Below are 26,419 nucleotides of genomic sequence, written 5' to 3' on the forward strand. Positions count from 1 at the left end.
GCATGGCGTATGTCGGACGGTTGCACGAGCGTTACGAAAACGCCGGTCGCGCGGGCCTCACCGGGACGCGCCGACCGGCTCCTCCGGCTCCGCGGCGCCGATGAACGTCCGCCACAGCTCGGCGTACCGCCCGCCGCGCGCGAGCAGCTCCTCGTGCGTGCCGTCCTCGGCGACCCGGCCGTGGTCCATGACGACGACCCGGTCGGCGCGGGCGGCGGTGGTGAGGCGGTGGGCCACGACGAGGGTGGTGCGGCGGCCGGCGAGGCGGTCGGTGGCCTGGTTGACCTGGGCCTCCGTGGCCAGATCCAGGGCGGCCGTCGCCTCGTCGAGCAGCAGGACGTCCGGGTCGACCAGCTCGGCGCGGGCCAGGGCGATCAGCTGGCGCTGTCCGGCGGAGAGGTTGCGGCCGCGCTCGGCGACCTCGTGGAGGTAGCCGCCCTCCAGAGTGGCGATCATCTCGTGCGCGCCGACCGCCCGGGCCGCCGCCTCGACCTCGGCGTCGGTGGCGTCGGGCCGGCCGTAGGCGATGGCGTCGCGGACGGTGCCCTGGAAGAGGTACGCCTCCTGAGGGACGACCCCCAGACGGTGCCGGTACGAGGTGAGGTCGAGGGCGCGCAGATCGGTGCCGTCGACGGTGACCCGGCCACCGGTGGGGTCGTAGAAGCGGGCCACGAGCTTGACGAGGGTCGACTTCCCGGCGCCGGTCTCGCCGACGAACGCGACGGTCTGCCCGGCGGGGATGCGCAGGTCGACCCCGCCGAGGGCCTCCTCGCCGTCGCCGTACGCGAAGTGCACGTCCTCGAAGGCGATCTCGCCGCGCAGGGAGAGGACTTCGCGGGGTTCGTCGGCGGACTTCGTCGACGTCGGCTCCTGGAGCAGCTCCTGGATGCGGCCCAGCGAGACGGACGCCTGCTGGTAGCCGTCGAAGACCTGGGACAGCTGCTGCACGGGCGCGAAGAACAGGTCGATGTAGAGCAGGTACGCCACCAGCGAGCCGATCGCCAGCGTCCCGTCGTCGACCCGCGCCCCGCCCACGATCAGCACGGCCGCCGCCGCCACCGACGACAGGAACTGCACGAAGGGGAAGTACACGGAGATCAGCCACTGGCCCCGGATGCGCGCCTGACGGTAGCTGTCGCTGTGCCCGGCGAACCGCCGCCCGCCGTCCCGCTCGCGCCGGAAGGCCTGCACGATCCGCAGCCCGGACACCGACTCCTGGAGGTCGGCGTTGACCACCGACACGCGTTCACGGGCCAGTTCGTACGCCTTCACGCTCGCCCGGCGGAAGAAGTACGTGGCGATGATCAGCGGCGGCAGCGTCGCGAAGACGACCAGCGCGAGCTCCACGTCGATCACCAGTAGGGCGACCATGATGCCGAAGAAGGTGACGACCGAGACGAAGGCGGTGACCAGGCCCGTCTGGAGGAACGTCGACAGCGCGTCGACGTCGGTCGTCATCCGGGTCATGATCCGGCCGGTCAGCTCCCGCTCGTAGTAGTCGAGCCCGAGGCGCTGGAGCTGGGCGAAGATCTTCAGGCGGAGCGAGTACAGGACCCTCTCGCCGGTGCGTCCGGTCATGCGGGTCTCGCCGACCTGGGCCGCCCACTGCACGGCCACCGTCAGCAGCGCGAGCAGGGACGCCGCCCACACGGCGCCGAGCGCGGCCTGGGTGACGCCCGAGTCGATGCCGTGCCGGATCATGATCGGCAGCAGCAGGCCCATGCCCGCGTCGACGGCGACCAGACCGAGGCTGACCAGCAGCGGCAGCCCGAAGCCGCGCAGCAGCCGGCGCAGGCCGTAGGACCTCTCCGGCTGGACGGCCTGCTTCTCGTCGACGTCGGGGGCATCGGTTGCCGGGGGCAGCGCCTCCACCTGGGCGAGGAGCTCGGGGGTGGCGGGGCTCTCGGCGAGGGCGAGGTCCTTGCGCTCGCGGTCGCCGGTCCACAGCCGTGGGGTGACCCCGCGCTCGGCGTCGAACTCCGCGTCGAGCTCGTCCCGTACGGAGGTGTCCTCCTGCGGGCAGGCCGGCTGGGTGTGGCCCGGGGAGACCGCGCCCAGCTCGTCGGGGTCGGTGAGCAGGCGCCGGTAGAGGGCGGAACGCCGCTGGAGTTCGTCGTGGGTGCCGATGTCGGCGAGGCGGCCGCCGTCCAGGACGGCGATGCGATCGGCGAGGTTCAGGGTGGAGCGGCGGTGGGCGATCAGCAGGGTGGTGCGGCCCCGCATGACCTCCTTCAGGGCCTCGTGGATCTCGTGCTCGACCCGGGCGTCCACCGCGGAGGTGGCGTCGTCCAGGACCAGCAGGCGCGGGTCGCTGAGGATGGCGCGGGCGAGGGCGACGCGCTGGCGCTGGCCGCCGGAGAGGGTGAGGCCGTGCTCGCCGACCGTGGTGTCGTAACCCTCGGGCAGCTCCCTGATGAAACGGTCCGCCTGGGCGGCGCGGGCCGCCTTCTCGATCTCCTCCTGGGTGGCGTCCGGGCGGCCGTAGGCGATGTTGTTGCGGACCGTGTCGGAGAAGAGGAAGGAGTCCTCCGGGACCAGCCCGATCGCGGCCCGCAGCGACTGAAGGGTCAGTTCGCGCACGTCGTGGCCGCCGACGAGGACGGCGCCGCGGGTGACGTCGTAGAAGCGCGGCAGGAGGAGGGAGACGGTGGACTTGCCGGAGCCGGAGGAGCCGACGACGGCGAGGGTCTCGCCGGGGCGGATCTCGAAGGAGAGCCCGTCGAGGACGGGGCTGGTTTTGCCGGGGGCGACGTCGTAGCCGAAGGAGACGTCCTCGAACTCGACGGTCGCGGGGGCGTCGGCGGGCAGGTCCTTCCGGCCGTCCTCGAGAGACGGCTCGGTGTCGATCAGCTCCAGGACGCGTTCGGTGCCCGCGCGGGCCTGCTGGCCGACGGTGAGCACCATGGCGAGCATGCGGACCGGGCCGACGAGCTGGGCGAGGTAGGTCGAGAAGGCGACGAACGTGCCGAGCGTGATGTGCCCGCCCACCGCGAGCCAGCCGCCGAGCGCGAGCATCGCGACCTGGCCGAGGGCGGGGACGGCCTGGAGGGCCGGGGTGTAGACGGAGTTCAGGCGGATGGTGCGCAGCCGCCCGGCGAAGAGCCTGCGGCTGACGTCCCTGACCTTCCCGGTCTCCTGTTCCTCCTGCCCGAAGCCCTTCACCACGCGGACACCACTGACGGCACCGTCGACCACGCCGGCGACGGCGGCGGCCTGGGCCTGGGCGTACCAGGTGGAGGGGTGCAGCCGGGTGCGGCTGCGCTTGGCGATCCACCACAGGGCGGGGGCGACGGCCAGGGCGACCAGGGTGAGCGGCCAGGACAGCGACGCCATGATCACCAGGGAGATCAGGAACAGCAGGAAGTTCCCGATGGTCATCGGGAGCATGAAGAGCAGGCCCTGGATCAGCTGGAGGTCGCTGGTGGCCCGGCCGACGACCTGGCCGGTGGACAGCTCGTCCTGGCGGCGGCCGTCGAGCCGGGTGATCGTGCCGTACATCTCCGTCCGCAGGTCGTGCTGGACGTCGAGGGCGAGGCGGCCGCCGTAGTAGCGGCGGATGTAGGTGAGGACGTAGACGACCAGTGCGGCGGCGACGAGGAGGCCGGCCCAGGTGGTCATCGAGCGGGTGTGGTCGCTGATGACGTCGTCGATGATCACCTTCGTGATCAGCGGGACCAGCGCCATGACGGCCATGCCGCCCAGCGAGGAGCCGAGGGCGAGTACGACGTCCTTCGGGTGGCGCCATGCGTAGGCCCACAGTCGTCGTGCCCATCCCCGTTGCGGTGTCACGCGGGTGCCCTCCGATCGTCTGGTCTGCCGGAAGGCACCAACGCCGTGGGAGGCTGTTTTCATCCCGCGGCGTGACGAGCGTTACCCCGCCCCCACCCTGGACGATGGTTGATACTCGCCGGTATCTTAGTCTGAGCAAGCGCTTAGACAGCTGAGGTCCCTGGAGGTGGCGGCGTGCGCCGTACGGTGTTCAACGAGGATCACGAGGCGTTCCGGGAGACCCTGCGCGCCTTCATCGAGGCCGAGGTCGTACCGGTGTACGACGAGTGGTTCGCAGCGGGCCAGGCGCCCCGCGACTTCTACTACAAGCTCGGTGAGCTGGGGATCTTCGGGATCAACGTCCCCGAGGAGTTCGGCGGCGCGGGCCTGGACAGCCACAAGTTCGAGGCCGTGCTCTACGAGGAGACCTCGCGCGCGGGCGTTCAGTTCGGCGGCTCCGGCGTGCACGTGCTGCTCGCCCTGCCCTACATCAAGATGCTCGCCACCGACGAGCAGAAGAAGCGCTACCTGCCGAAGTTCGTCACCGGCGAGGAGATGTGGGCCATCGCGATGACGGAGCCGGGCACCGGTTCCGACCTCGCGGGCATGAAGAGCACCGCCAAGCTGAGTGAGGACGGCACGCACTACGTCCTCAACGGCGCCAAGACCTTCATCACCGGCGGTGTGCACGCCGACCGTGTGATCGTCTGCGCCCGGACCGCCGCCCCGACGGCCGAGGACCGCCGCCACGGCATCTCCCTCTTCGCCGTGGACACCAAGTCCGAGGGCTACTCCGTGGGCCGCAAGCTCGACAAGCTGGGCCTGAAGACCTCCGACACCGCCGAGCTCGCGTTCGTCGACGTCAAGGTGCCCGTCGAGGACCTCCTCGGCGAGGAGAACAAGGGCTTCTACTACCTGGGCCAGAACCTGGCCTCCGAGCGCTGGGGCATCGCCTTCGGCGCCTACGCCCAGGCCAAGGCCGCCGTGCGGTTCGCCAAGCAGTACGTGCAGGAGCGCACGGTCTTCGGCAAGCCGGTCGCCCACTTCCAGAACACCAAGTTCGAGCTGGCCGCCTGCCAGGCCGAGGTGGACGCCGCCGAGGCCGTCGCCGACCGCGCGACCGAGGCCCTCGACGCCGGTGAGCTCACGCCCGCCGAGGCCGCCTCCGCGAAGCTGTTCTGCACCGAGGTCGCCCACCGCGTCATCGACCGCTGCCTCCAGCTGCACGGCGGCTACGGCTACATGAACGAGTACCCGATCGCCCGCCTGTACGCGGACAACCGTGTCAACCGCATCTACGGCGGCACCAGCGAGATCATGAAGTCGATCATCGCGAAGGACATGGGCCTGTAAGCCGACCGCAATCAGTGGCCGGTACAACAGTTGTCATGAGTCAGGCACTACAGGACCTCCTCGATCTGCTCGACCTGGAGCAGATCGAGGAGGACATCTTCCGCGGCCGGTCCCGGTCCGCCGTCGTCCCGCGGGTCTTCGGCGGGCAGGTCGCGGCCCAGGCGCTCGTCGCCGCCGGGCGTACGGTCCCCGAGGACCGGCCCGCGCACTCGCTCCACGCGTACTTCCTGCGCCCCGGCGATCCCGGCGCGCCCATCGTCTACACCGTGGACCGGATCCGCGACGGCCGCTCCTTCACCACCCGCCGGGTGGTCGCCGTCCAGCACGGCAAGCCGATCTTCCACCTCTCGGCTTCCTTCCAGGTGTACGAGGACGGGCTGGACCACCAGAAGCGCATGCCGGACGCGCCCGATCCCGCCACGCTGCCCACCGGTGAGGAGCGGCTGCGCGGGTACGGGCATCTCGACCCCGTCGTGGTCGAGAAGTTCGTTGAGGCGCGTGCCGCCGTCGATCTGCGCTACGTCGACGAGCCGCCGTACGGGAAGTTCGGCGAACCGCGCGAGCCGCACTCCCAGGTGTGGTTCCGGACCAACGGCAAGCTGGCCGACGACCCGCTGCTGCACGTCGTCCTCGCCACCTACGTCTCCGACATGACGCTCCTCGACTCCGTGCTGCTCGCACACGGGCGGGGCGGCTGGGCCGTCGGGGACGTCGTCGGGGCCTCCCTCGACCACGCGATGTGGTTCCACCGGCCGTTCCGCGCCGACGAGTGGCTGCTCTACGACCAGGAGTCCCCGTCCACGTACGGCGGCCGGGGACTGGGACAGGCCCGGATCTACACGCAGGACGGGCGGCTGGCCATCACGGTGATCCAGGAGGGCGTGGTCCGCGTCCCGCGGGAGCCGGGCACTAGCTGAGGCCCGCCTCCGCCAGCAGGTACGCCGTCATCGGGTCGTAGTGGCGGGGGCTGACCACGTGGTCGTCGAGGGGCACCGTCACCTGTACGGTGCCCTCGGCCTCGGCGATGAAGAGGGCCGGGTCGTTGCAGTCGGCGTAGCCGACGGAGTCCACGCCGTGCTGTCCCGCGTAGCCCGCCCAGCCGTGGTCGGCGACCACCAGGTCGGGCAGCGGGCGGCCTTCGCGCTCCATGGCGGTCAGAATGGCCTTCATCGGCTCGCCCGAGTGGGTGTGCCACAGGGTGGCACCGTGCTCCAGCACCGCCACGTCCGCGAACTGCATGACGTAGCCCTCCTCCGTCGTCAGCCCCTCCGGGATGACGACGATCTCGCAGCCGGCCGCGCGCAGGGCGGACGCGGTCGCGCGGTGCACGTCGAGCAGGCCACCGGGGTGGCCGGTGGCGAACAGGACCCGCTGCTGCCCGTCCGCCGCCTTGCGCAGCCGGCCGGCGAGCCGTTCCAGGCCGGCGACGGTCAGCTCCGGGTCGATGGTGTCCTGGCCGTACCGGTGCTCGGGATCGTCGTTCACGCCGACCCGTTCCGCCATTACCGCGAGGACGTCCTGCTCGTCGCTCCAGCGGTCGCCGAGTTCCAGGCCGAGCCAGTAGTGGCGGTCGGCGTTCGCCAGCTTGCGGTAGTGGGAGAGGTTGTTCTCGCGGGGGGTGGCGACGTCGCCCGCGATGCGCGTCCTGACGAGGTGGTCGACGAGTTCGGCGCGGCTGGGTGTCCCGGGTATCGGCATGGCTCCCATTGTGAGGCAGCCGTCCGTGGGCGGCCCTGGGGTATCGAACGCTGGGACGTGCGTCACGTACTCAGCGAGACCCCGGTCATGTACTCAGATGTGCCGCAGCGCGAACCAGAGTTCCATGCGTACGTCCGGGTCGTCCAGGTCCGCCTCCAGCAGGGTCGCGCACCGGGCGATGCGCTGCCGCACGGTGTTGCGGTGCACGGCCAGGGCGACGGCCGTGCGGTCCCAGCTGCCGTGCAGGGACAGCCAGGTGCGCAGGGTCTCGGGGAGCGCGGGATGGGCCGTGACGGGCGCGAGCAGGGTGCGGGCGTGGGCCGCCGCCTCGCCGGGCGGGACCAGGTCGGCGAGGGCGGGGCGCGGGGCGTGCCGGAGCAGCGGGACGCGGGTGGCGCGGGCCCGGGCCAGGGCGCGGGCCGCCTGGGTGTCGGCGGCGGGCCAGTCCTCCGGGGCGACGGCGGCGCTGACGCCCAGGGTCCAGCCGGGCAGCGGGTCCGGTGCCCGGTCGGCCGGGACCAGGACCCGTACGACGTCGCCCGCCGGGTCGACCAGGGCGGACCCGAGCGCGGCACCGAGCGCGGCGGCCCCGACGGCGTCGGGTACGCCCTCCCCGTCAGGACGGGCGTGCACGACGACCCACCGCCCCTCGCCGCCGAGCAACGGAGCGACGCCCTCGGGCGCGGCCCCCAGCAGCAGCCGCACCAGCGCCGAGGAGCGGGCGGCACCCGTACCGCTCTGCTGCTCCCCGGTGAGGAGGGACAGCAGCACGGCGGCGACGGACACGATGGTGTGGTCCCCCGGCGCGCGCCCCGGGGCGGCCACCCCGAGCACGAAGCCGCGCCCGGCACCGAGGGCGTAGGCGGCGAGGTGGAGACCGGCGGTGGTGTCGGTGGCCGAGGTGGGTGCGGGGCGGCTGGGATCGGTGGGTGGCTGAGGGCCGGCAGGCGAGGCCGGGCCGGGCCGGTGGGCCGAGCGGGAGCGTGCCGCCGCGGGCTCGGCCGAGTGCGCGCCCGATGCGGAGCCGGTCTGTGATGCCGCACCTGCCGGAGGCGCCGGACGGTCCGGCCGTACGACCTCCGCCAGCCGCGCCAGCGCCGAGCCCACCTCCTCCCCGGGCTTCCGGCCCGCCCCCGCGATCTCCGCCCCCTCCGGCCCGTACAGCACGGCCCACCCGCCCAGGCGCTGGGCGAGTTGCCGGAGGATCGACGGGACCGGGTCGGGGCGGGAGGCGGCCGAGGCGAGGCTCTGCTGGGCCTCGGTGACGCGGCGGAGTTCGGTCAGGCGGGCCTGGGCCATCAGCTGCCAGACCGCGCGGGCCACTCCCGAGAAGGTGGTCTGCGGCGGCACCTCCAGCAGCGGCAGGCCGTGCCTCTCGCACGCCGCGACCAGCGCCCTCGGCACCGTGTCGTGCACCGGCGCCACTCCGAAGCCGAGAGCCGCGCCGCCCGCCGCCACGATCCGGGCCACGTAATCGTCGAAGTACGTGCCTGATCCCGCCGCCTCGGGGATGTGCACACCCGCCGTGAGCAGTAGTTCCCCACCCAGCAGATACGGATACGGGTCCGCCATCTCCGAGGTGTGGACCCAGTGGACGGCGGTGCCGGGGTCGTCCGGACCGGCGATCCGCCGCAGGGCCAGGTCCTCGCGGGTCAGGAGAGCGGAGAGAGGAACGGGGGGCGTAGGGGGAACCGTATCCGGCATGTGTACGTTCCCTCCAGCCAGTACCGTTCGAATGGATGAAACGTACACTTCGCAGCCGCTTTCCGGCCACCTAGGGTCAGTCCTCGTCAACGTACATACGCGATGAAGCGCAGGAGAGAAGGCACTTCCTCATGAGCAGCAACGAGACTCCCCGCGGGCCCGTCGACTCGTCCCGCGTCCCGCGGTACGCCGGTCCCGCGACCTTCGCCCGGCTGCCCCGGCTGGACGAGGTCGGCGGACGGGCCGATGTCGCCGTGGTGGGCGTGCCGTTCGACTCGGGTGTCTCGTACCGGCCGGGCGCCCGCTTCGGCGGCAACGCGATCCGTGAGGCGTCCCGGCTGCTGCGCCCGTACAACCCGGCGCAGGACGCCTCGCCCTTCGCGCTGGCCCAGGTCGCGGACGGCGGCGACATCGCCGTGAACCCGTTCAACATCAACGAGGCCGTCGAGACCGTCGAGGCCGCCGCGGACGACCTGCTGGGGACGGGCGCCCGCCTGATGACCCTCGGGGGCGACCACACCATCGCCCTGCCCCTGCTGCGCTCGGTGGCGAAGAAGCACGGCCCGGTGGCCCTGCTGCACTTCGACGCCCACCTCGACACCTGGGACACGTACTTCGGCGCCGAGTACACGCACGGAACCCCGTTCCGCCGCGCGGTCGAGGAGGGCATCCTCGACACCTCCGCCCTGTCCCACGTGGGCACGCGCGGCCCTCTCTACGGCAAGCAGGACCTGACCGACGACGAGAAGATGGGCTTCGGCATCGTCACCTCGGCGGACGTCTACCGGCGCGGTGCCGACGAGGTCGCCGACCAGCTGCGCCAGCGCATCGGCGACCGGCCGCTGTACATCTCCATCGACATCGACTGCCTCGACCCGGCCCACGCGCCCGGGACCGGCACGCCCGAGGCCGGCGGCATGACCTCGCGCGAGCTGCTGGAGATCCTGCGGGGGCTGGCGTCCTGCAACCTGGTCTCCGCGGACGTCGTCGAGGTGGCCCCCGCGTACGATCACGCGGAGATCACGTCGGTGGCCGCGTCCCACACGGCGTACGAACTGACCACGATCATGTCGCGCCAGATCGCCGCGGCCCGGAAGGACTCGGAAGCGCAGTGACTCACGACCACGACCTGGTGCTCCGCCCGACGCCCGCCCAGACGGAGGCAGCCCTGAGCCCTCCTCCCGGCCGCACCGGCGGAGACCTGGTCGTGGAGACGCTGGCCGGGCTGGGCGCCACGACCGTCTTCGGCCTGCCCGGCCAGCACGCCCTCGGCATGTTCGACGCGCTTCGCCGCTCGGACCTCAGGTATGTCGGCCTGCGGGTGGAGAACAACGCCGGGTTCGCGGCGGACGCGTACGGCCGGATCACGGGTGAGGCGGCGCCGCTGCTGCTGTCGACGGGGCCGGGAGCGCTGACCTCGCTGGCGGCGCTCCAGGAGGCGGCCGCGGCCAGCGCCCCCGTCCTGGCGATCAGCAGCCAGATCCCGACGGCGGGGCTCGGCGGCGGCCGCCACGGCTATCTGCACGAACTGCCCGACCAGGCGGCCTCGTTCCGGGGCGTGGTGAAGTCGGTCCACACCGTCCGTACCCAGTCACAGATCCCGTCCGCCATCGAGGCGGCCTGGACGTCGGCGCTGAGCGCCCCGCACGGGCCGGTGTGGGTGGAGATCCCGCAGGACGTGCTGCTCGCGCGGACGGCGCTCCCGGTGGTGACCGGCGGCGACGCCTTCCCCGAGGAGCTGCCGCCGCGCCCCGAACTGACGGCGGTGGCCGCCGACCTGCTGTCGAAGGCGGCCCGTCCGGCGATCATCGCGGGCGGCGGAGTGGTCCGCGCGGACGCGTCGAAGAAGCTGCGCCGGCTGGCCGAGACGCTGCAGGCGCCGGTCGTCACGACGCCCGGCGGCAAGGGCGCCTTCCCCTGGACGCACCCGCTGTCGCTCCAGTCCTGGATCGAGGACCGCCACACCACGGACTTCCTGGAGGGCGCGGACGTACTCCTCGTCGTCGGCTCCGGACTCGGCGAACTCTCCTCCAACTACCACACGTTCAAGCCGCGCGGCCGGGTCATCCAGATCGAGGCCGACCTCGGCAAGCTGGAGTCCAACCACCCGGCCCTGGGCATCCACGCGGACGCCCGCCTCGCGTTGCAGGCGCTGCTGGAGACGGTCTCCGAGCGGGAGGACCCGACGGCGCCGGGGCGCGTCCGCGCACTGCTCGCGAAGGTCGCCGAACGGATCGCCGCCCAGGAACTCACCCTGGAGCAGCAGGTGCTGGCGTCGGTGCGGAAGGCGCTCCCCGCCGACTCCCCGTCCTTCTGGGACATGACCATCCTGGCCTACTGGGCCTGGTCGGCCTTCGACGCCAAGGGCCCCAACCACATGCACTCCGCCCAAGGCGCGGGCGGCCTCGGCTACGCCTTCCCGGCGGCACTCGGCGCGGCGGTGGCCGACCCGACCCGGCCGGTCCTCGCCGTCTCCGGCGACGGCGGCGCCCTGTACTCGATCGCCGAGCTGGCGACGGCCCGCCAGTACGGACTGAACGTCACCTGGCTGATCGTCGACGACGGCGGCTACGGCATCCTGCGCGAGTACATGACCGACGCGTTCGGCGAGGCGACCGCGACGGAACTGACCCGGCCGGACTACGTGGCGCTGGCGGAGTCCTTCGGCGTCCCCGGGGTCCGTACGACCCCGGAGAACCTGGAGCAGGACCTCGCGAAGCAACTCGCGTCGCCGGGGCCCTCGGTGGTCCTTCTCCCTGCCGTACTGCGGATGTTCGCGCCGACGCACCTGGACTGAGCGCCGGCCGCCTTATGAGGTCAGGTCCCCTACAGACCGTCGCGCACCATCGCGGCGACGATGTGGACGTGGCGGTCGGCGGCCGTGTTCGACCACTCGTTGTCGAAGTTCAGGCCGTAGGGCCAGAAGTGGCCGCCGCCGGTGGAGATCTTCGCGCCGGAGCCGTCGTACTGCTTGACCAGCGCGGTCGCCTGTCCGCCGGTCCAGGTGCCGCTGCCGCCGAGGCGGGACCAGCCCGAGCTGGTGCCCACGCCGATGGTGTGGGCGATCTCGTGCAGGGCCGTCCGCTCGGTCATGTAGCTGCGGTTGCTGCCGAAGCGGATGGTCCCGTTGATGTTGCCGTCGGCGGTGGGGACGCCCGGCTCGTAGCGGACGGTGATGGTCTTGCCCAGGTCACTGAGGTTGTTGTAGCGGGCCACCGCCGCGTTCATGGCCCGGGTGATGGCGTCGTAGGCGGTGCGCTGGTCCTCGGTGGGGTTGCTCGCCCGCACGAGGGACCAGGTGATGGTGGCCGCGGCGGCGCGTTCGCGGGCCGGGGCGGATGCGGCCTGGGGGATGGCCTGGGGGGTGGCGGCCTGGGCGACGGCCGGGCCGGCCAGTAGTGCGGCCGTCAGGGCGGCTATGAGTGCCTTGCGGGACGCCTTGCGTCGGCTCATTGCGGATCCTCCTGTGGGGGGTGGCCGTCGAAAGCTTGCGAAACTTCGTACGACGTTCGGGATCTCGGACACACGGAACCACTGTCGACATCAGATCGGATGCGATGAAATCTCTTCACTGACGCGGCAGTTGGCGCGCTGTCGACCGCAAGTATCCCGGTGGGAAAGACGGCGTCAAGAGTTTCCGCAGGGGTCAGTGGAACGGTGGGGACGGGGAACGGCCCCTGACCGATGAGGTCGGGGGCCGTTCGCCGGTGTCACCGGATCAGCTGACGTCGGACGGGTCGAGACGGTAGATCGTCGACTGACTCGACTGCGACGAGGAGTTGGAGTTGGAGTCCTTCACGGCCGTGCCGTGCTTCTGCACCCACGCGGTGACCTCGGAGTTGAGGGAGGAGTCACCACCGGGGCCGCCGCCCATGCCGCCGCCGAGCTGGACGTAGTGCAGTTCGCCCTTCTTCACCAGCTCCTTGAGCTTGGCGAGCGTCATCGCCTTGTCGCTGCCGGACCAGCCCCACATGGAGATGACGGGCTCCCCGCTGCTCACGATGAGCTGGGCGGCACTCTGCGAACTGGACACGGCCAGCAGCCACTTGGCGCCGTCCTGGTGCTTCTTCAGGTACGAGACCAGCTCGCTGCTCGCGCCTCCGCCCATGCCGCCGGGCCGGCCACCGGCGGGCGCCTCACCCTCCGGGAAGCCGCCCGCCTGGGCGTTACCACCCGGGGCCCCACCGCCCTGCTGAGCACCACCCGGCATGGCCCCTCCGCCCGGCATCCCCCCACCGCCGGGCCCGCCCGAGCCGCCACCCGGGAAGCCCCGGCCACCGGCGCCGCCGCCCCCGGGCCCGCCGAAGCCGCTGCCCGTCGACGGCCCCGCCGTCGGGTTCGTACCGCCCATGCCGCCGCCCGACCCGGTCGGCACCGACCAGGCGTACGCGGCCGGTCCCGCCACCGCCGCGACCACGGCCGCGGCCACGGACACGGCCAGCAGCCGCAGCCGGAGCCCCGAGACGCCGGAGCGGAAGACGAACAGACCCACGAGAGCGAGGGCCATGACGACCAGGATCGAAGGCCACAGCCAGGTGTTCCAGCCGGAGGCCCGCCGCAGCAGCACCGCCGCCCAGGCAGCCGTGACACCCAGCCCGAGCGGCAGCACCCACACCCACCGCCGGTCCGTACGGAAGGCCCGCAGCAACAGCACACCGCCGCCTCCGCACAGCGCCGCGACGCCCGGGGCGAGCGCGGTCGTGTAGTACGGGTGCATCGTGCCCTCGGCCAGGGCGAACGTCAGGTAGTGCAGGACGGTCCAGCCGCCCCACAGCACGAGCGCGGCCCGCGTGAGGTCCGTACGCGGAGCGCGCCCGCACAGGACGAGTCCACCGACGAGCGCGATGCCCGCGAAGGGGATCAGCCAGGAGATCTGGCCGCCGAGGATGTCGTTGAACATCCGGCCGAGACCGGCGGTGCCGGAGAAGCCGCCGCCACCCCCGCCACCGCCACCGCCGTTGCCCTCGCCGCCGAGGATCCGGCCGAGGCCGTTGTAGCCCGTGATCAGGTTCCAGGCGGTGCCGTCCGTGGAACCGCCGATGTACGGCCGCTCGGAGGCCGGGACCAGCGACACGGCCGCGGCCCACCAGAAGCTGGAGACGGCCAGTGCCACAGCGGCCAGGGTCAGGTTCACGATCTTCTTGCGCCAACCGAGCCGGGACGCGTACACGTACACGGCGAAGACGGCGGGCAGCGCGATGTACCCCTGGAGCATCTTGGTGTTGAAGGCGAGCCCGAAGCAGGCCGCCGAGCCGAGCAGCGGCAGCAGCCGCCCGTTGCGCACGACGCGCAGGGCGAGCGCCGCGCCGGACACCATCAGGAACACCAGCAGCGTGTCGGGGTTGTTGTCCCGGTTGATGGCGACCGTGATCGGGGTGAGGGCCAGGACGAGGGCCGCGAGGGCCGCCGCGGCGTGCCCGAACACCCGCTGCACGGAGGCGTGCAGGATCCAGATCGTGGCGAGCGCGGCCACGACCATCGGTGCCATCATCTGCCAGGTGCCGTAGCCGAAGATCCGGCACGACAGGCCCATGACCATCAGCGCGAGCGGCGGCTTGTCGACGGTGAGGAAGTTCCCGGCGTCCAACGAGCCGAAGAACCAGGCCTTCCAGCTCTGCGTGCCGCTCAGCACGGCGGCGCTGTAGAAGCTGTTCAGGCTGGAGCCGGACAGGTTCCAGGAGTAGAGCACCGCCGCCAGGGCGAGGATCGCGAGCAGCACGGGGAGCGACCAGCGCGGAGCGGCGGTGTCCCGGGGCGGGGGCGCGGCGGGCTCTGCGATGCGGGGCTGGGTTTCGGTGGCAGATGTCACCCCAGCATGGTGGGCGGCCCTGGTTGGTGGCCGCTGTGCCGAAGCTGGCCGCCGCCTGTGAACCGCGCAGCGCCCGGTAACGACTCGCACAAACCTTCACCAAGTCCTACAACCTTTGCCCCCTCCCGATGAGTCATGGGGTGCATGACTTCTGGGACATCCCGCCGCGCGAGAGTGCTGGCGGCGGCCGTGGGTACGGGCGTGCTCGTGCCGCTCGTCGCCGCCGCCACACCCGCCGCCGCTGCCACTCCGGCCGTGACCTGTACGTCCGCCAAGGCCGGGCTCGCCGCCAAGCTGAAGAAGGACATCACCGCCGCGCTCGCCACCCGCAAGGGGACCGTCGCCGTCGGCCTCTACGACCGCAGCACCAACACGACCTGCACCCTGCGCGCGGGCACCGCCTACGACTCGGCCAGCGTCGTCAAGGTCACCGTCCTCGCCACGCTGCTGTGGGACGCGAAGAAGACGAACCGGTATCTCACCGACCGCGAGAACACCCTCGCCAAGGCCATGATCACCAAGTCGGACAACGCCGCGACCTCCACCCTGTGGAGGCAGCTCGGCATGACGAAGATCAGGGGCTTCCTCACCGCCGCCGGCATGACCCAGACCAAGCCCGGCGCGAACGGCTACTGGGGCCTGACGCAGATCACCGTCACCGACGAGCAGAAGCTGCTGAAGCTCCTGACCGCCAAGAACGCGGTCCTGAGCGACAACTCCCGCGCCTACATCCTCAAGCTGATGGGCCAGGTCGTCTCGTCCCAGCGCTGGGGCACGCCGTACGGAGTACCGTCCGGCGTCACCGTGGCCGTGAAGAACGGCTGGCTGCAGCGCGCCACGAACGGCTGGCGGGTGCACAGCGTCGGCGCGTTCAAGGGCGGCGGCCACGACTACATGATCACCGTGCTCACCCACGGCAACAGCACCATGAACTACGGCATCGCGACCATCCAGGCCGTGGCCAAGGTCATCCACAAGGACCTGGCCGCGAGCTGACCTTTCACCACGCGTCCTACCCTGCGTCACCGACCCGCCCTACGGTGACGCCCATGCCCCTGAGAACCCACCTCGCCCTGCTCACCGCGGGCCTGGCGGCGGCCACGTGCCTGACCGCCGTCGGCCCCGCCCAGGCGCACACACGGCACGCCTGCTCGCCGGCCGTCTCCATCGACGGCTTCTCCGACGCGCTCGACAAGACGACGTACGAGGACACCCACGTCGGCAACTTCTCCGCGCTGGCCGTGGACGGTGACGGCTCCCTGGCCGCCCTCTCCGACCGCTCGTCCCTCTTCCGCCTGGACGCGAGGACGCTGAAGCCCCGGTCCGTGGTCCCGCTCACCGACGAGAACGGGGCCGCGCTCGACGCCGAGGGCCTGGTCGTCGACGGCGACGGCACCCGCCTGATCACCTCCGAGACCGAGCCGTCCGTACGCCGCTACTCCCGCACCGGCGAGATCCTCGACCGCCTCCCGGTCCCGGACGACCTGCGCGTGAGCCCCGCGGGCCGCGCCCGGCCCAACGGCACCTTCGAGGGCCTGACCCTGCTGCCCGGCGGCCGCACCTTGCTGGCCTCGATGGAGTACGCGCTCTCCGGCGACGACTCGACGATCGTCCGCTTCCAGACCTGGCGCAGGACGCCGCACGGCCACTTCGCCCTCGGCGCCCAGTACGCCTACCGCACGGATGCCGGCCTGGGCGTCCCCGAGGTCCAGGCGACCCCCGACGGCCGCCTCCTGGTCCTGGAACGCGGGTTCACCTCCGGCGTGGGTAACACGGTCCGCCTCTACCTGGCCGATCCCCGCGGGGCGACGGACACGAGCGCCATCGAGACCCTCCCGGGCCACCCCGAAACCCGCCTGATCAGAAAGACCCTCCTCACCGACCTCGTGACCTGCCCCTCCCTCGGAGCGACGGCCAAACAGCCGCAGCCGAACCCCCTCCTCGACAACATCGAGGCCATGACGATCACGGGCCGGACGAAGAACACCCTGAAGGTCCTCCTGGCCAGCGACGACAACGAGAACAAGACCCAGACGACCCGCTTCTACGCCCTGCGGGTGAGAACAACCGCCTAGCCCCCCATCCGGCTGCCCGAGCCCGAACCTTGTGGGGCCCGGGCCGGAGCGCGCCCGTGCCGAGCCCGCCGGGCTGGGGGCAACCCCCGCCCGGGCCCGGAGACAAGCACAGCCCCTTGCCCGACCGCCCCCTTCAGACGGGCCCGGGCGGGGCAAAACGCCCAGGGGCGCAGGCGGCGGAGCCCCCGCTAAACCCCCACCGCCGCGAACGCCCCCCGGGCCATCCGATGCAGCAACTCCGCCGTAGCCCCCCGCCCGGGCAAGGACCCGGCCCTCCCCAGATGCGGCGTCGAGTTCAGCAGCCCGAACACCGAATGCACAGCCGACCGCGCCGCAGGCTCCCCCAACCCGGGATACACCTCCCGCACCACCCCCACCCACAGCTCCACGTACTGCCGCTGAAGCTGCCGCACCATCTTCCGGTCGCTGTCCCGGAGGCGGTCCAGCTCCCGATCGTGCAGGGTGATCAGAGGCCGGTCGTCGAGCGCGAAGTCGATATGCCCCTCGATCAGCGAGTCGAGGACCGCCTCCGCCCCCGCACCCCCGTCCGCCTCCGCCACCCGCCGCTTCGCCCCGGTCAGCAACTGCCCGCTGATCCCCACCAGCAGCTCCGCGAGCATCGCGTCCTTGCCCGCGAAGTGCCGGTACAGCCCGGGCCCGCTGATCCCGACAGCGGCGCCTATCTCGTCGACTCCGACCCCGTGGAAGCCCCGCTCGGCGAACAGCCGGGCGGCCTCCTTGAGGATCTGCTCGCGTCGGGTGGGGGCATCGGTTCTCGTGGCCATGAAATCAATTCTAGACAGGGAGGTTAGCGGTCGTTAACCTGAAGGAAATGCGTTAACGCTCATTAACAAGGTGAGGGGGCCGCAGGATGCACGAGGCACCGGAGCTCACGAGCGCGGCAGACCCCGCGTCGGAGGCATTTCGGGCCAACGAGGAGGCGCACCACACCCTCGTGGAGGAGCTGCGCGCCAAGCTGGCCACGGCCGCCCAGGGCGGCGGCGAGAAGTCCCGCGCCCGCCACACCGCGCGCGGCAAGCTGCTCCCCCGCGACCGCGTCGACACCCTCCTCGACCCGGGCTCGCCCTTCCTGGAGCTGGCCCCGCTCGCGGCCGACGGGCTGTACGAGGGCCAAGCCCCGGCCGCCGGCGTCATCGCCGGCATCGGCCGGGTCAGCGGCCGCGAAACCGTGATCATCGCCAACGACGCCACGGTCAAGGGCGGCACGTACTACCCGATGACGGTCAAGAAGCACCTCCGCGCCCAGGAGGTCGCCCTCGACAACCGCCTCCCCTGCGTCTACCTCGTGGACTCCGGCGGCGCCTTCCTCCCCATGCAGGACGAGGTCTTCCCGGACCGCGACCACTTCGGCCGGATCTTCTACAACCAGGCCCGCATGTCCGGCGCCGGCATCCCCCAGATCGCCGCCGTCCTCGGCTCCTGCACGGCCGGCGGGGCGTACGTCCCCGCGATGAGCGACGAGGCGGTGATCGTCCGCAACCAGGGCACGATCTTCCTGGGCGGACCACCCCTGGTGAAGGCGGCCACCGGCGAGGTCGTCACGGCGGAGGAGCTCGGCGGCGGCGAGGTCCACTCCCGCGTCTCGGGCGTCACGGACCACCTCGCGGAAGACGACGCGCACGCGCTCCGCATCGTCCGCACCATCGTCTCCACCCTCCCCGCGCGCGGGAAGCTCCCCTGGGAGGTCGTGGAGGCGACGGAGCCCAAGGTCGACCCGCACGGCATCTACGGCACGGTCCCGGTCGACTCCCGCACCCCGTACGACGTACGGGAGATCATCGCGCGCGTGGTCGACGGCTCCCGCTTCGCCGAGTTCAAGTCCGAGTTCGGCCAGACCCTGGTCACGGGCTTCGCCCGGATCCACGGCCACCCGGTGGGCATCGTCGCCAACAACGGCATCCTGTTCTCCGAGTCCGCCCAGAAGGGCGCCCACTTCATCGAGCTGTGCGACCAGCGCGGCATCCCGCTGGTGTTCCTCCAGAACATCTCGGGGTTCATGGTCGGCCGGGACTACGAGGCGGGCGGCATCGCCAAGCACGGCGCCAAGATGGTCACGGCGGTCGCCTGCACGCGCGTGCCGAAGCTGACGGTCGTGGTGGGCGGCTCGTACGGCGCGGGCAACTACTCCATGTGCGGCAGGGCGTACTCCCCGCGCTTCCTGTGGATGTGGCCGAACGCCAAGATCTCCGTCATGGGCGGCGAGCAGGCCGCCTCGGTCCTCGCGACCGTCAAGCGGGACCAGCTGGAGGCGCGCGGGGAGTCCTGGCCGGCCGAGGACGAGGATGCCTTCAAGGCCCCGATCCGCGCCCAGTACGAGCGCCAGGGGAACGCCTACTACGCGACGGCCCGCCTCTGGGACGACGGTGTGATCGACCCGCTGGACACCCGGCAGGTCCTGGGCCTGGCCCTGACCGCGTGCGCCAACGCGCCCCTGGGTGACCCCCAGTTCGGCGTCTTCCGGATGTGAGGGGACGGACGACGATGTTCGAGACAGTGCTTGTGGCCAACCGGGGCGAGATCGCCGTACGGGTCATCCGTACGCTGCGGTCGATGGGCGTGCGCTCGGTGGCCGTCTTCTCCGACGCGGACGCCGACGCCCGGCACGTCCGCGAGGCGGACACGGCGGTCCGGATCGGACCCGCCCCGGCGCCGATGAGCTATCTGTCGGTGGAGCGCCTGCTGGAGGCGGCGGCGCGCACCGGCGCCCAGGCCGTCCACCCCGGCTACGGCTTCCTCGCCGAGAACGCCGCCTTCGCGCGCGCCTGTGCCGAGGCCGGCCTGGTCTTCATCGGCCCTCCGGCGGACGCGATCTCCCTCATGGGCGACAAGATCCGCGCCAAGGAGACGGTGCACGCGGCCGGGGTACCGGTCGTCCCCGGCGGACGCGACCCCGAACTGGCCGACGCGGCCCGCGAGCTTGGCGCGCCCGTGCTGCTGAAGCCGAGCGCGGGCGGCGGCGGCAAGGGCATGCGCCTGGTGCGGGACCTGACCCGGCTGGAGGAGGAGATCGCCGCGGCCCGCCGCGAGGCCCGCGCCTCCTTCGGCGACGACACGCTCCTGGTCGAGCGCTGGATCGACCGCCCCCGCCACATCGAGATCCAGATCCTGGCCGACGGCCATGGCCATGTCGTCCATCTGGGCGAGCGCGAGTGCTCCCTCCAGCGCCGCCACCAGAAGATCATCGAGGAGGCGCCGAGCGTGCTCCTCGACGAACGGACGCGCTCCGCGATGGGCGAGGCGGCGGTCCAGGCGGCCCGCGCTTGCGGCTACCGGGGCGCGGGCACGGTGGAGTTCATCGTCCCCGGCGTCGACCCGTCGTCGTACTACTTCATGGAGATGAACACCCGCCTCCAGGTGGAGCACCCGGTCACGGAGCTGATCACGGGCCTGGACCTGGTCGAGTGGCAGCTGCGCGTGGCTGCCGGCGAGCCTCTCGGCTTCGCACAGGCGGACGTACGGCTGACCGGCCACGCCGTGGAGGCCCGTATCTGCGCCGAGGACCCGGCGCGCGGCTTCCTCCCCTCCGGCGGCAGGGTCCTGAGGCTCCGTGAACCGCAGGGCGACGGCATCCGCACCGACTCGGGCCTCACGGAGGGCACGGAGGTGGGCAGCCTCTACGACCCGATGCTCTCGAAGGTCATCGCGTACGGCCCCGACCGCGCGACCGCCCTGCGCAAGCTCCGTTCGGCCCTGGCGGAGACGGTCACGCTCGGGTTGCAGACCAACGTCGGCTTCCTGCGCCGGCTGCTCGCCCACCCGGCGGTGGTCGCCGGCGACTTGGACACCGGCCTGGTCGAGCGGGAGGTCGAGGGGCTGGTCCCGACGGAGGTACCGGAGGAGGTGTACGAGGCGGCCGCGGCCGTGCGTCTGGACGCGCTGACGCCCGAGCCCGGCGGCTGGACGGACCCCTTCTCGGTCCCCAGCGGCTGGCGACTCGGCGGGGGTCGGAAGCCGCCCGCCTTCCACCTCAGGGTCCAGGACGCACTGGAGTACACCCCGCGCGGCACCGGCACGGTCACGGGCGACCGGGTCTCGGTGACGCTGGACGGCGTCCGCCACACCTTCCACCGCGCCGCCGACTGGCTCGGCCGCGACGGCGACGCCTGGCACGTACGCGACCACGACCCGGTGGCCGCCTCCCTGAGCCGCGCGGCCCACGCGGGCGCCGACTCGCTGACCGCGCCCATGCCGGGCACGGTGACGGTGGTGAAGGTCGCCGTCGGCGACGAGGTGACCGCGGGCCAGAGCCTGCTGGTGGTGGAGGCGATGAAGATGGAGCACGTCATCTCCGCCCCGCACGCCGGCAAGGTCACCGAACTGGACGTGACCCCGGGCTCGACGGTCGCCATGGACCAGGTGCTGGCGGTCATCGCACCCCACGAGGAGGCGGAGGAATGACAGTCGACGGTCTCCCGATGGTGGTCCCGGCGGCGGACCTCCCCACCCGCGTCCGCATCCATGAGGTGGGCGCGCGCGACGGTCTCCAGAACGAACGGGCGACCGTCCCGACCGAGGTCAAGGCGGAGTTCGTCCGCCGCTTGGCCGAGGCGGGCCTGACGACGATCGAGGCGACGAGCTTCGTCCACCCCAAGTGGGTCCCCCAACTGGCGGACGCGGAACAGCTGTACCCCCTGGTCGGCGACCTCCCGGTGGCACTGCCGGTGCTGGTCCCGAACGAACGCGGCCTGGACCGCGCCCTGGCCCTGGGCGCCCGGCGGGTGGCGGTCTTCGCCAGCGCCACGGAGTCCTTCGCCAAGGCCAACCTCAACCGCACGGTGGACGAGGCGCTGGCGATGTTCGAGCCGGTGGTGAGCCGGGCGAAGGCCGAGGACGTCCACGTCCGCGGCTACCTCTCCATGTGCTTCGGCGACCCCTGGGAGGGCGAGGTCCCGGTCCCCCAGGTGGTCCGGGTCTGCAGGTCCCTCCTGGACATGGGCTGCGACGAGCTGAGCCTGGGCGACACCATCGGCGTGGCGACACCGGGCCATGTCGTCTCCCTGCTGCGGTCGCTAGGCGAAGCCGGTGTCCCCCCGGCCGTCCTCGGCGTCCACTTCCACGACACGTACGGCCAGGCCCTCGCCAACACGCTCGCGGCCCTCCAGCAAGGCGTCACCACGGTCGACGCCTCGGCGGGCGGCCTGGGCGGCTGCCCGTACGCGAAGTCGGCGACCGGCAACCTGGCCACCGAAGACCTCGTGTGGATGCTGCGGGGCCTCGGCATCGAAACCGGAATCGACCTCGGCCGCCTCGTCGCCACGAGCGCGTGGATGGCCGGCCACCTGGGCCGACCCAGCCCGTCCCGCACCGTCCGAGCCCTGTCCCACGAGGACACCGAGGAGCAGTGATCACCATGGACTACCGTCTCTCCCCCGAGTTGGAGGAACTCCGCCGCACCGTCGAGGAGTTCGCGCACGAGGTCGTGGCGCCGAAGATCGGCGACCTCTACGAGCGGCACGAGTTCCCGTACGAGATCGTCCGGGAGATGGGCCGCATGGGCCTGTTCGGGCTGCCGTTCCCCGAGGAGTACGGCGGCATGGGCGGCGACTACCTGGCCCTGGGCGTGGCCCTGGAGGAACTGGCGAGGGTCGACTCCTCGGTGGCCATCACGCTGGAGGCCGGAGTCTCCCTGGGCGCGATGCCGGTCCACCGCTACGGCACGGAGGCCCAGAAGCGGGAGTGGCTCCCCCGCCTCTGCTCCGGCGAAGTCCTGGGCGCGTTCGGCCTGACGGAACCGGACGGCGGCAGTGACGCGGGCGCGACCCGTACGACGGCCCGCCTGGACGAGTCGACGAACGAGTGGGTGATCAACGGCACGAAATGCTTCATCACCAACTCGGGGACGGACATCACGGGTTTGGTGACGGTCACGGCGGTCACCGGCCGCACGCCGGACGGCAAACCGCTCATCTCCTCGATCATCGTCCCCTCCGGCACGCCGGGCTTCACGATCGCGGCCCCGTACTCGAAGGTCGGCTGGAACGCCTCGGACACCCGCGAACTGTCCTTCTCGGACGTCCGGGTCCCGGCAGCGAACCTGCTGGGCGAGGAGGGCCGCGGCTACGCCCAGTTCCTCCGCATCCTCGACGAGGGCAGGATCGCCATCGCGGCGCTCGCGACGGGCCTGGCACAGGGCTGTGTGGACGAGTCGGTGAAGTACGCCAAGGAACGCCACGCCTTCGGCAAGCCGATCGCCGCCAACCAGGCCATCCAGTTCAAGATCGCCGACATGGAGATGAAGGCCCACACGGCCCGCCTCGCCTGGCGCGACGCGGCAGCCCGCCTGGTGTCCGGCGCCCCCTTCAAGAAGGAGGCGGCCCTGGCCAAGCTCTACTCCTCCACCATCGCCGTGGACAACGCCCGCGAAGCCACCCAGATCCACGGCGGCTACGGCTTCATGAACGAGTACCCGGTCGCCCGCATGTGGCGGGACTCCAAGATCCTCGAAATCGGCGAGGGTACGAGCGAGGTCCAGCGGATGCTGATCGCACGGGAGTTGGGCCTGGTGAGCTGAGCTTCGGGGCGGCGGCCGGCGCCGACCACGGCGTGGGCCCCCCGGCCCCCGTGGGAAGGGAAAGCCACTTCGTGGGCATATCGACTCCATGATATCTTCACAACCCAAATGGCACCTTTCCCCGTGCACGAATAGACCACCGGCGCCGACCACGCCGGAGACGGGGTGTGCCTCGTTTCTCCGGGGGAGTATCACGATGACCGGCCCTGCCGTTTCGGTGGTTATTGCTGCGTACAATGCGATGCCTTATCTCACGCGTTGCATCACCTCCGTCGCCGAGCAGAGCATCGGCCGGGACGCGGTGGAAGTCATCGCGGTCGACGACGGTTCGACCGACGGCACGGGTGAGGAGCTCGACCGGCTCGCCGAGGAATACCCGACGCTGTTACGGGTCTTTCACCAGAGGAATTCCGGCGGGCCGTCAGAGCCCCGGAACAGGGGGCTCGATCATGCCCGGGGGACGTTCGTCTTCTTCCTGGACGCCGACGACCACCTGGGCCCCGAGGCCCTGGAGCGCATGGTGGCCATGGCCGAGGAGAACGGCACCGACATCGTGCTCGGCAAGATGGTGGGGGTCGGCGGACGCGGGGCGCCCACTTCGATGTTCCGGCGCAACCAGCCGCGGACCGATGTCTTCTCGTCCCGCGTGTACTGGACCCTCAATCCCATGAAGCTGTTCCGCCGCGAGCTGCTGGAGCGGCTGGAGTTACGGTTCCCGACGGACCTGAGTATCGGCGAGGACCAGCTTTTCGTCGGCCCCGCCTATCTGCACGCGGACGGAATCTCGGTACTCGCCGACTACGACTGCCTGTTCTGGGTCGCGCGCGAGGACAGCGGCAACATCACCCTGCGGACCGGCGGCTCCGAACCCCGCCTGCGCTTCCTGCCCCGTGTCGTCGACCTGCTCCTGGAGCAGGTGCCGCCCGGCCCCGGCCGTGACCACCTGGCGCACCGCCACCTGACCGTCGAGGTGCAGCACCTCCTCGACCACCTGGTGCACGAGCCCCGCCCGGAGCAGGAGAAGGGCCTGGCCCGGCTCGCGGAAATCATCGCCCCGCTGTGGCACGAGGGGCTGAACGACCGGTTGTCGGCGATGGCCCGCCTGCGTCTGCACCTCGTACGCCACACCATGCTGGACGAGCTGCTCGAACTGGTCCGGTTCGAGGGCGAGCTGGCCCGGAGCGGGGTCGCAACGCCCGTCCTCGCCGACGGCGGCCGCGCCTACGCGCGCTACCCGTACCTCCGCGACCCGTCCCGCGGCATTCCCGACGCCTGCTACGACGTCACCCGCCAGCTCGGGGTGCGCCACCGCGTCACGGGCGCCGAGCTGCGCGGCACCGTGCTGCGCCTGACCGGGCACGGCTACCTGCACCGGGTCGCGACCGAGGGAGTGACGACCGAACTGGTGCTGCGCGAGCGGGACAGCGGCACGGAGCACCGGCTTCCCGTCACCCATACCGCGACACCGGGGCTCGGCAAAGAGGAGGACGAAGGCCGGTATGCGTACGAGAAGGCGGGATTCGAGGCATCCGTCGACATCACCACCGCCGGCGACGGCGGCCCCCTTCCCGACGGGCTCTGGGACCTCTACCTGGCGATCGGCGCTCAGGGCATCTCCCGCGACGTCCGCATCGGCAACAAGCGGGACGCCGGGGTCTCCGGAGCGGCGACGACGCACATCGTGGTCAGCGGCGACGAGCCCCGTGCCGTCACGCTCTACACCACCAACCCCCACGGCAACTTCACGCTCGACATCGGCGAACGCAAGCACCGGGTACTGCCGCAGCTGAGCCTGCGCAGCGTGCGCTGGGCCCCGGGCGCGCCCACGGAGCTGGAGTTCGCCGGGCGGTGCGCGCTCGCCGCCTTCCCGGACGGCGCTCTCGCCGTCCACCTGGAGGACGGCCGGGGCGGCACCGCCGTCTTCCCGGCCCGCACGGCCTCGCGGTCCGGCGGCGACTTCGTCGTGCGGGTACCGGTCACCGAGCTGCCGGCCGGGCTGTGGACAGGGCAACTGCGGCTCGGCCCTTGGTCGTCGGACCTGCCTCCGCTTCCCGCGAACGTCGCCCCCGCCAAGTGGCGGCGCCGCGGCCTCCCCTGGTACGCGAAGCCAGTGACGGACCGAGGCGCGGGCTTCGCGCTCCGGGTGGCCCGCACCGACCTGGTCCGGGCGGCGACGCGCCGCCTCAAGTCGTAGGCGGACCAGCCGCCGAGAGGCTCGGCGTCCGGTCTCGTGATTCGGATCACCGCTCCGGGGGACATTCCCGCACCGTCCCCCGGGCACAGGTACCAGGGCCCCCCTGGACACGACCTGAGGTTAGGCTAACCTAAACAGGAATCCAGCCAACTGGCTGACAGCCGTGCCCGCAGTGGCTCCGAACGTACGAAAGCAGACCCAGCGATGTCGAACGCCAGAACCGCCCGCTTCTCCCGCCGCGGCATCCTCGCCGCCGGTGGCGCTCTCGGACTCGGCGCCCTCGTGACCGCGTGTGGCAGCGAGGACTCGACGGACGGCGGCTCGGACTCGAAGGCGTCCGCCAAGTCCGGCCCGTGGTCCTTCAAGGACGACCGCGGCAAGAACGTGCAGCTCGACAAGGTCCCCGCGAACATCGTCGCCTTCACCGGCGTCGCCGCCGCCCTGTACGACTACGGCGTCTCCGTCAAGGGCGTCTTCGGCCCGACCAAGACGCAGGACGGCAAGCCCGACGTCCAGGCCGGCGACATGGACATCAGCAAGGTGACCATCCTCGGCAACACCTGGGACCAGTTCAACGTCGAGAAGTACGCCGCCCTCGCCCCCGAGGTGCTGATCAGCACCATGTTCGACTCCACGGGCACCCTCTGGTACGTCCCCGAGGCCTCCAAGGACAAGATCGCCAAGCTCGCCCCGAGCGTCGGCATATCGGTCTACGACCGTCAGCTCACCGCCCCGCTCCAGCGCATGTGGGAGCTGGCCGAGTCCCTCGGCGGCGACATGAAGGCCGCGAAGGTCACCGACGCCAAGAAGCGGTTCGAGGAGGCCTCCGAGCGGCTGCGCAAGGCCGCCAAGGCCCACCCCGACATCAAGGTGATGGCCGGTTCCGCGAGCCAGGAGCTCTTCTACGTCTCCGGCACCAACCTCTCCGTCGACCTGGAGTACTTCAAGGCCCTCGGCGTGAACTTCGTCGAGCCGCCGGAGAAGGCCAAGGCCAAGGGCGGCGGCTGGTTCGAGAGCCTCAGCTGGGAGAACGTCGACAAGTACGCGGCCGACATCATCATGATGGACGACCGGTCCTCGGCGATTCAGCCGGCGAACATCACCGAGGCGACGTGGAAGAAGCTGCCCGCGGTGAAGGCCGGGCAGGTCATCTCCCGTTCGGCCGAGCCGATTCTGTCGTACGACAAGTGCGTGCCGTTGGTGGAGAACCTCGCGAAGGCCATCGAGAACGCGAAGAAGGTCAGCTAGGCGTTCCGCGCCGCGGGGGCTTGCCGGGTCCGCGACTG

At 71.6% G+C, this 26,419-nt stretch carries 18 protein-coding genes; 12 read left to right on the forward strand and 6 right to left on the reverse strand.

What is annotated here, in order from left to right; translation table 11 throughout:
* Window positions 1–57: 57 nt before the first annotated feature.
* The gene (locus ACZ6TU_RS13785; RefSeq protein ID WP_469548274.1) at window positions 58–3,789 is read right to left on the reverse strand and encodes an ABC transporter ATP-binding protein; all 3,732 of its coding nucleotides are present in this window, start codon (window positions 3,787–3,789) and stop codon (window positions 58–60) included.
* A 174-nt stretch (window positions 3,790–3,963) separates the two neighbouring features.
* On the opposite strand from ACZ6TU_RS13785, the gene ACZ6TU_RS13790 reads away from it, so the two are divergent.
* Both ACZ6TU_RS13790 and ACZ6TU_RS13795 read left to right on the forward strand, forming a co-directional pair.
* The gene (locus tag ACZ6TU_RS13790) at window positions 3,964–5,121 is read left to right on the forward strand and encodes an acyl-CoA dehydrogenase family protein (RefSeq protein ID WP_467668191.1); all 1,158 of its coding nucleotides are present in this window, start codon (window positions 3,964–3,966) and stop codon (window positions 5,119–5,121) included.
* A 35-nt stretch (window positions 5,122–5,156) separates the two neighbouring features.
* Complete coding sequence (locus ACZ6TU_RS13795) at window positions 5,157–6,038, forward strand: acyl-CoA thioesterase (protein WP_467668189.1); 882 nt, start codon at window positions 5,157–5,159, stop codon at window positions 6,036–6,038.
* On the opposite strand, the gene ACZ6TU_RS13800 is transcribed toward ACZ6TU_RS13795, so the two are convergent.
* Together ACZ6TU_RS13800 and ACZ6TU_RS13805 are read right to left on the reverse strand one after the other, a co-directional pair.
* Window positions 6,031–6,819 (reverse strand): phosphatase, encoded by a 789-nt coding sequence (locus ACZ6TU_RS13800; protein ID WP_467668188.1) that lies wholly within the window; start codon window positions 6,817–6,819, stop codon window positions 6,031–6,033. The genes ACZ6TU_RS13795 and ACZ6TU_RS13800 overlap by 8 nt on opposite strands.
* A gap of 93 nt (window positions 6,820–6,912) precedes the next feature.
* Window positions 6,913–8,523 (reverse strand): PucR family transcriptional regulator, encoded by a 1,611-nt coding sequence (locus tag ACZ6TU_RS13805; RefSeq protein WP_469548277.1) that lies wholly within the window; start codon window positions 8,521–8,523, stop codon window positions 6,913–6,915.
* 131 nt (window positions 8,524–8,654) lie between these two features.
* Here ACZ6TU_RS13805 and speB point away from each other — a divergent pair, with 131 nt between their 5' ends.
* Together speB and ACZ6TU_RS13815 are read left to right on the forward strand one after the other, a co-directional pair.
* Window positions 8,655–9,638, forward strand: coding sequence for an agmatinase (speB, locus tag ACZ6TU_RS13810; RefSeq protein WP_020273332.1), 984 nt, complete (start codon window positions 8,655–8,657; stop codon window positions 9,636–9,638).
* Window positions 9,635–11,320, forward strand: a complete 1,686-nt coding sequence (locus ACZ6TU_RS13815) for a thiamine pyrophosphate-binding protein (protein WP_467668184.1) — start codon at window positions 9,635–9,637, stop codon at window positions 11,318–11,320. Before speB ends, ACZ6TU_RS13815 begins: the two co-directional genes overlap by 4 nt.
* A gap of 29 nt (window positions 11,321–11,349) precedes the next feature.
* On the opposite strand, the gene ACZ6TU_RS13820 is transcribed toward ACZ6TU_RS13815, so the two are convergent.
* Entirely contained in the window at window positions 11,350–11,976 is a 627-nt protein-coding gene (locus ACZ6TU_RS13820) for a hypothetical protein (RefSeq protein WP_469548280.1), read from the reverse strand.
* Window positions 11,977–12,241: 265 nt separating this feature from the next.
* Complete coding sequence (locus ACZ6TU_RS13825; RefSeq protein WP_469548282.1) at window positions 12,242–14,332, reverse strand: mannosyltransferase YkcB-related protein; 2,091 nt, start codon at window positions 14,330–14,332, stop codon at window positions 12,242–12,244.
* A 144-nt stretch (window positions 14,333–14,476) separates the two neighbouring features.
* Here ACZ6TU_RS13825 and ACZ6TU_RS13830 point away from each other — a divergent pair, with 144 nt between their 5' ends.
* Window positions 14,477–15,328: a serine hydrolase gene (locus ACZ6TU_RS13830; protein WP_467668179.1), complete on the forward strand. Its 852-nt coding sequence runs from the start codon at window positions 14,477–14,479 to the stop codon at window positions 15,326–15,328.
* A gap of 53 nt (window positions 15,329–15,381) precedes the next feature.
* On the forward strand, window positions 15,382–16,407 hold the full coding sequence (locus ACZ6TU_RS13835; RefSeq protein ID WP_469548285.1) for an esterase-like activity of phytase family protein: 1,026 nt from the start codon (window positions 15,382–15,384) through the stop codon (window positions 16,405–16,407).
* A gap of 188 nt (window positions 16,408–16,595) precedes the next feature.
* Here ACZ6TU_RS13835 and ACZ6TU_RS13840 read toward each other — a convergent pair whose 3' ends face one another.
* Entirely contained in the window at window positions 16,596–17,192 is a 597-nt protein-coding gene (locus tag ACZ6TU_RS13840; protein ID WP_020273324.1) for an SACE_7040 family transcriptional regulator, read from the reverse strand.
* Between the two features lie 86 nt (window positions 17,193–17,278).
* Here ACZ6TU_RS13840 and ACZ6TU_RS13845 point away from each other — a divergent pair, with 86 nt between their 5' ends.
* From ACZ6TU_RS13845 to ACZ6TU_RS13870, 6 genes are all read left to right on the forward strand, one after another.
* The gene (locus ACZ6TU_RS13845; RefSeq protein ID WP_469548287.1) at window positions 17,279–18,895 is read left to right on the forward strand and encodes a carboxyl transferase domain-containing protein; all 1,617 of its coding nucleotides are present in this window, start codon (window positions 17,279–17,281) and stop codon (window positions 18,893–18,895) included.
* Window positions 18,896–18,909: 14 nt separating this feature from the next.
* Window positions 18,910–20,826 carry an acetyl/propionyl/methylcrotonyl-CoA carboxylase subunit alpha gene (locus ACZ6TU_RS13850; protein ID WP_467668174.1) on the forward strand — a complete coding sequence of 639 codons (1,917 nt, stop codon included), beginning with the start codon at window positions 18,910–18,912 and terminating at the stop codon, window positions 20,824–20,826.
* Window positions 20,823–21,773: a hydroxymethylglutaryl-CoA lyase gene (locus tag ACZ6TU_RS13855; protein ID WP_467668172.1), complete on the forward strand. Its 951-nt coding sequence runs from the start codon at window positions 20,823–20,825 to the stop codon at window positions 21,771–21,773. The genes ACZ6TU_RS13850 and ACZ6TU_RS13855 overlap by 4 nt, the downstream gene beginning before the upstream one ends.
* A gap of 5 nt (window positions 21,774–21,778) precedes the next feature.
* On the forward strand, window positions 21,779–22,939 hold the full coding sequence (locus ACZ6TU_RS13860; protein WP_469548289.1) for an acyl-CoA dehydrogenase family protein: 1,161 nt from the start codon (window positions 21,779–21,781) through the stop codon (window positions 22,937–22,939).
* A gap of 196 nt (window positions 22,940–23,135) precedes the next feature.
* Window positions 23,136–25,133, forward strand: coding sequence for a glycosyltransferase (locus ACZ6TU_RS13865; RefSeq protein WP_469548291.1), 1,998 nt, complete (start codon window positions 23,136–23,138; stop codon window positions 25,131–25,133).
* A 204-nt stretch (window positions 25,134–25,337) separates the two neighbouring features.
* Window positions 25,338–26,381: an ABC transporter substrate-binding protein gene (locus ACZ6TU_RS13870; RefSeq protein ID WP_467668167.1), complete on the forward strand. Its 1,044-nt coding sequence runs from the start codon at window positions 25,338–25,340 to the stop codon at window positions 26,379–26,381.
* Window positions 26,382–26,419 lie beyond the last annotated feature (38 nt).

It is taken from the genome of Streptomyces sp. NPDC052064 (assembly GCF_055585925.1).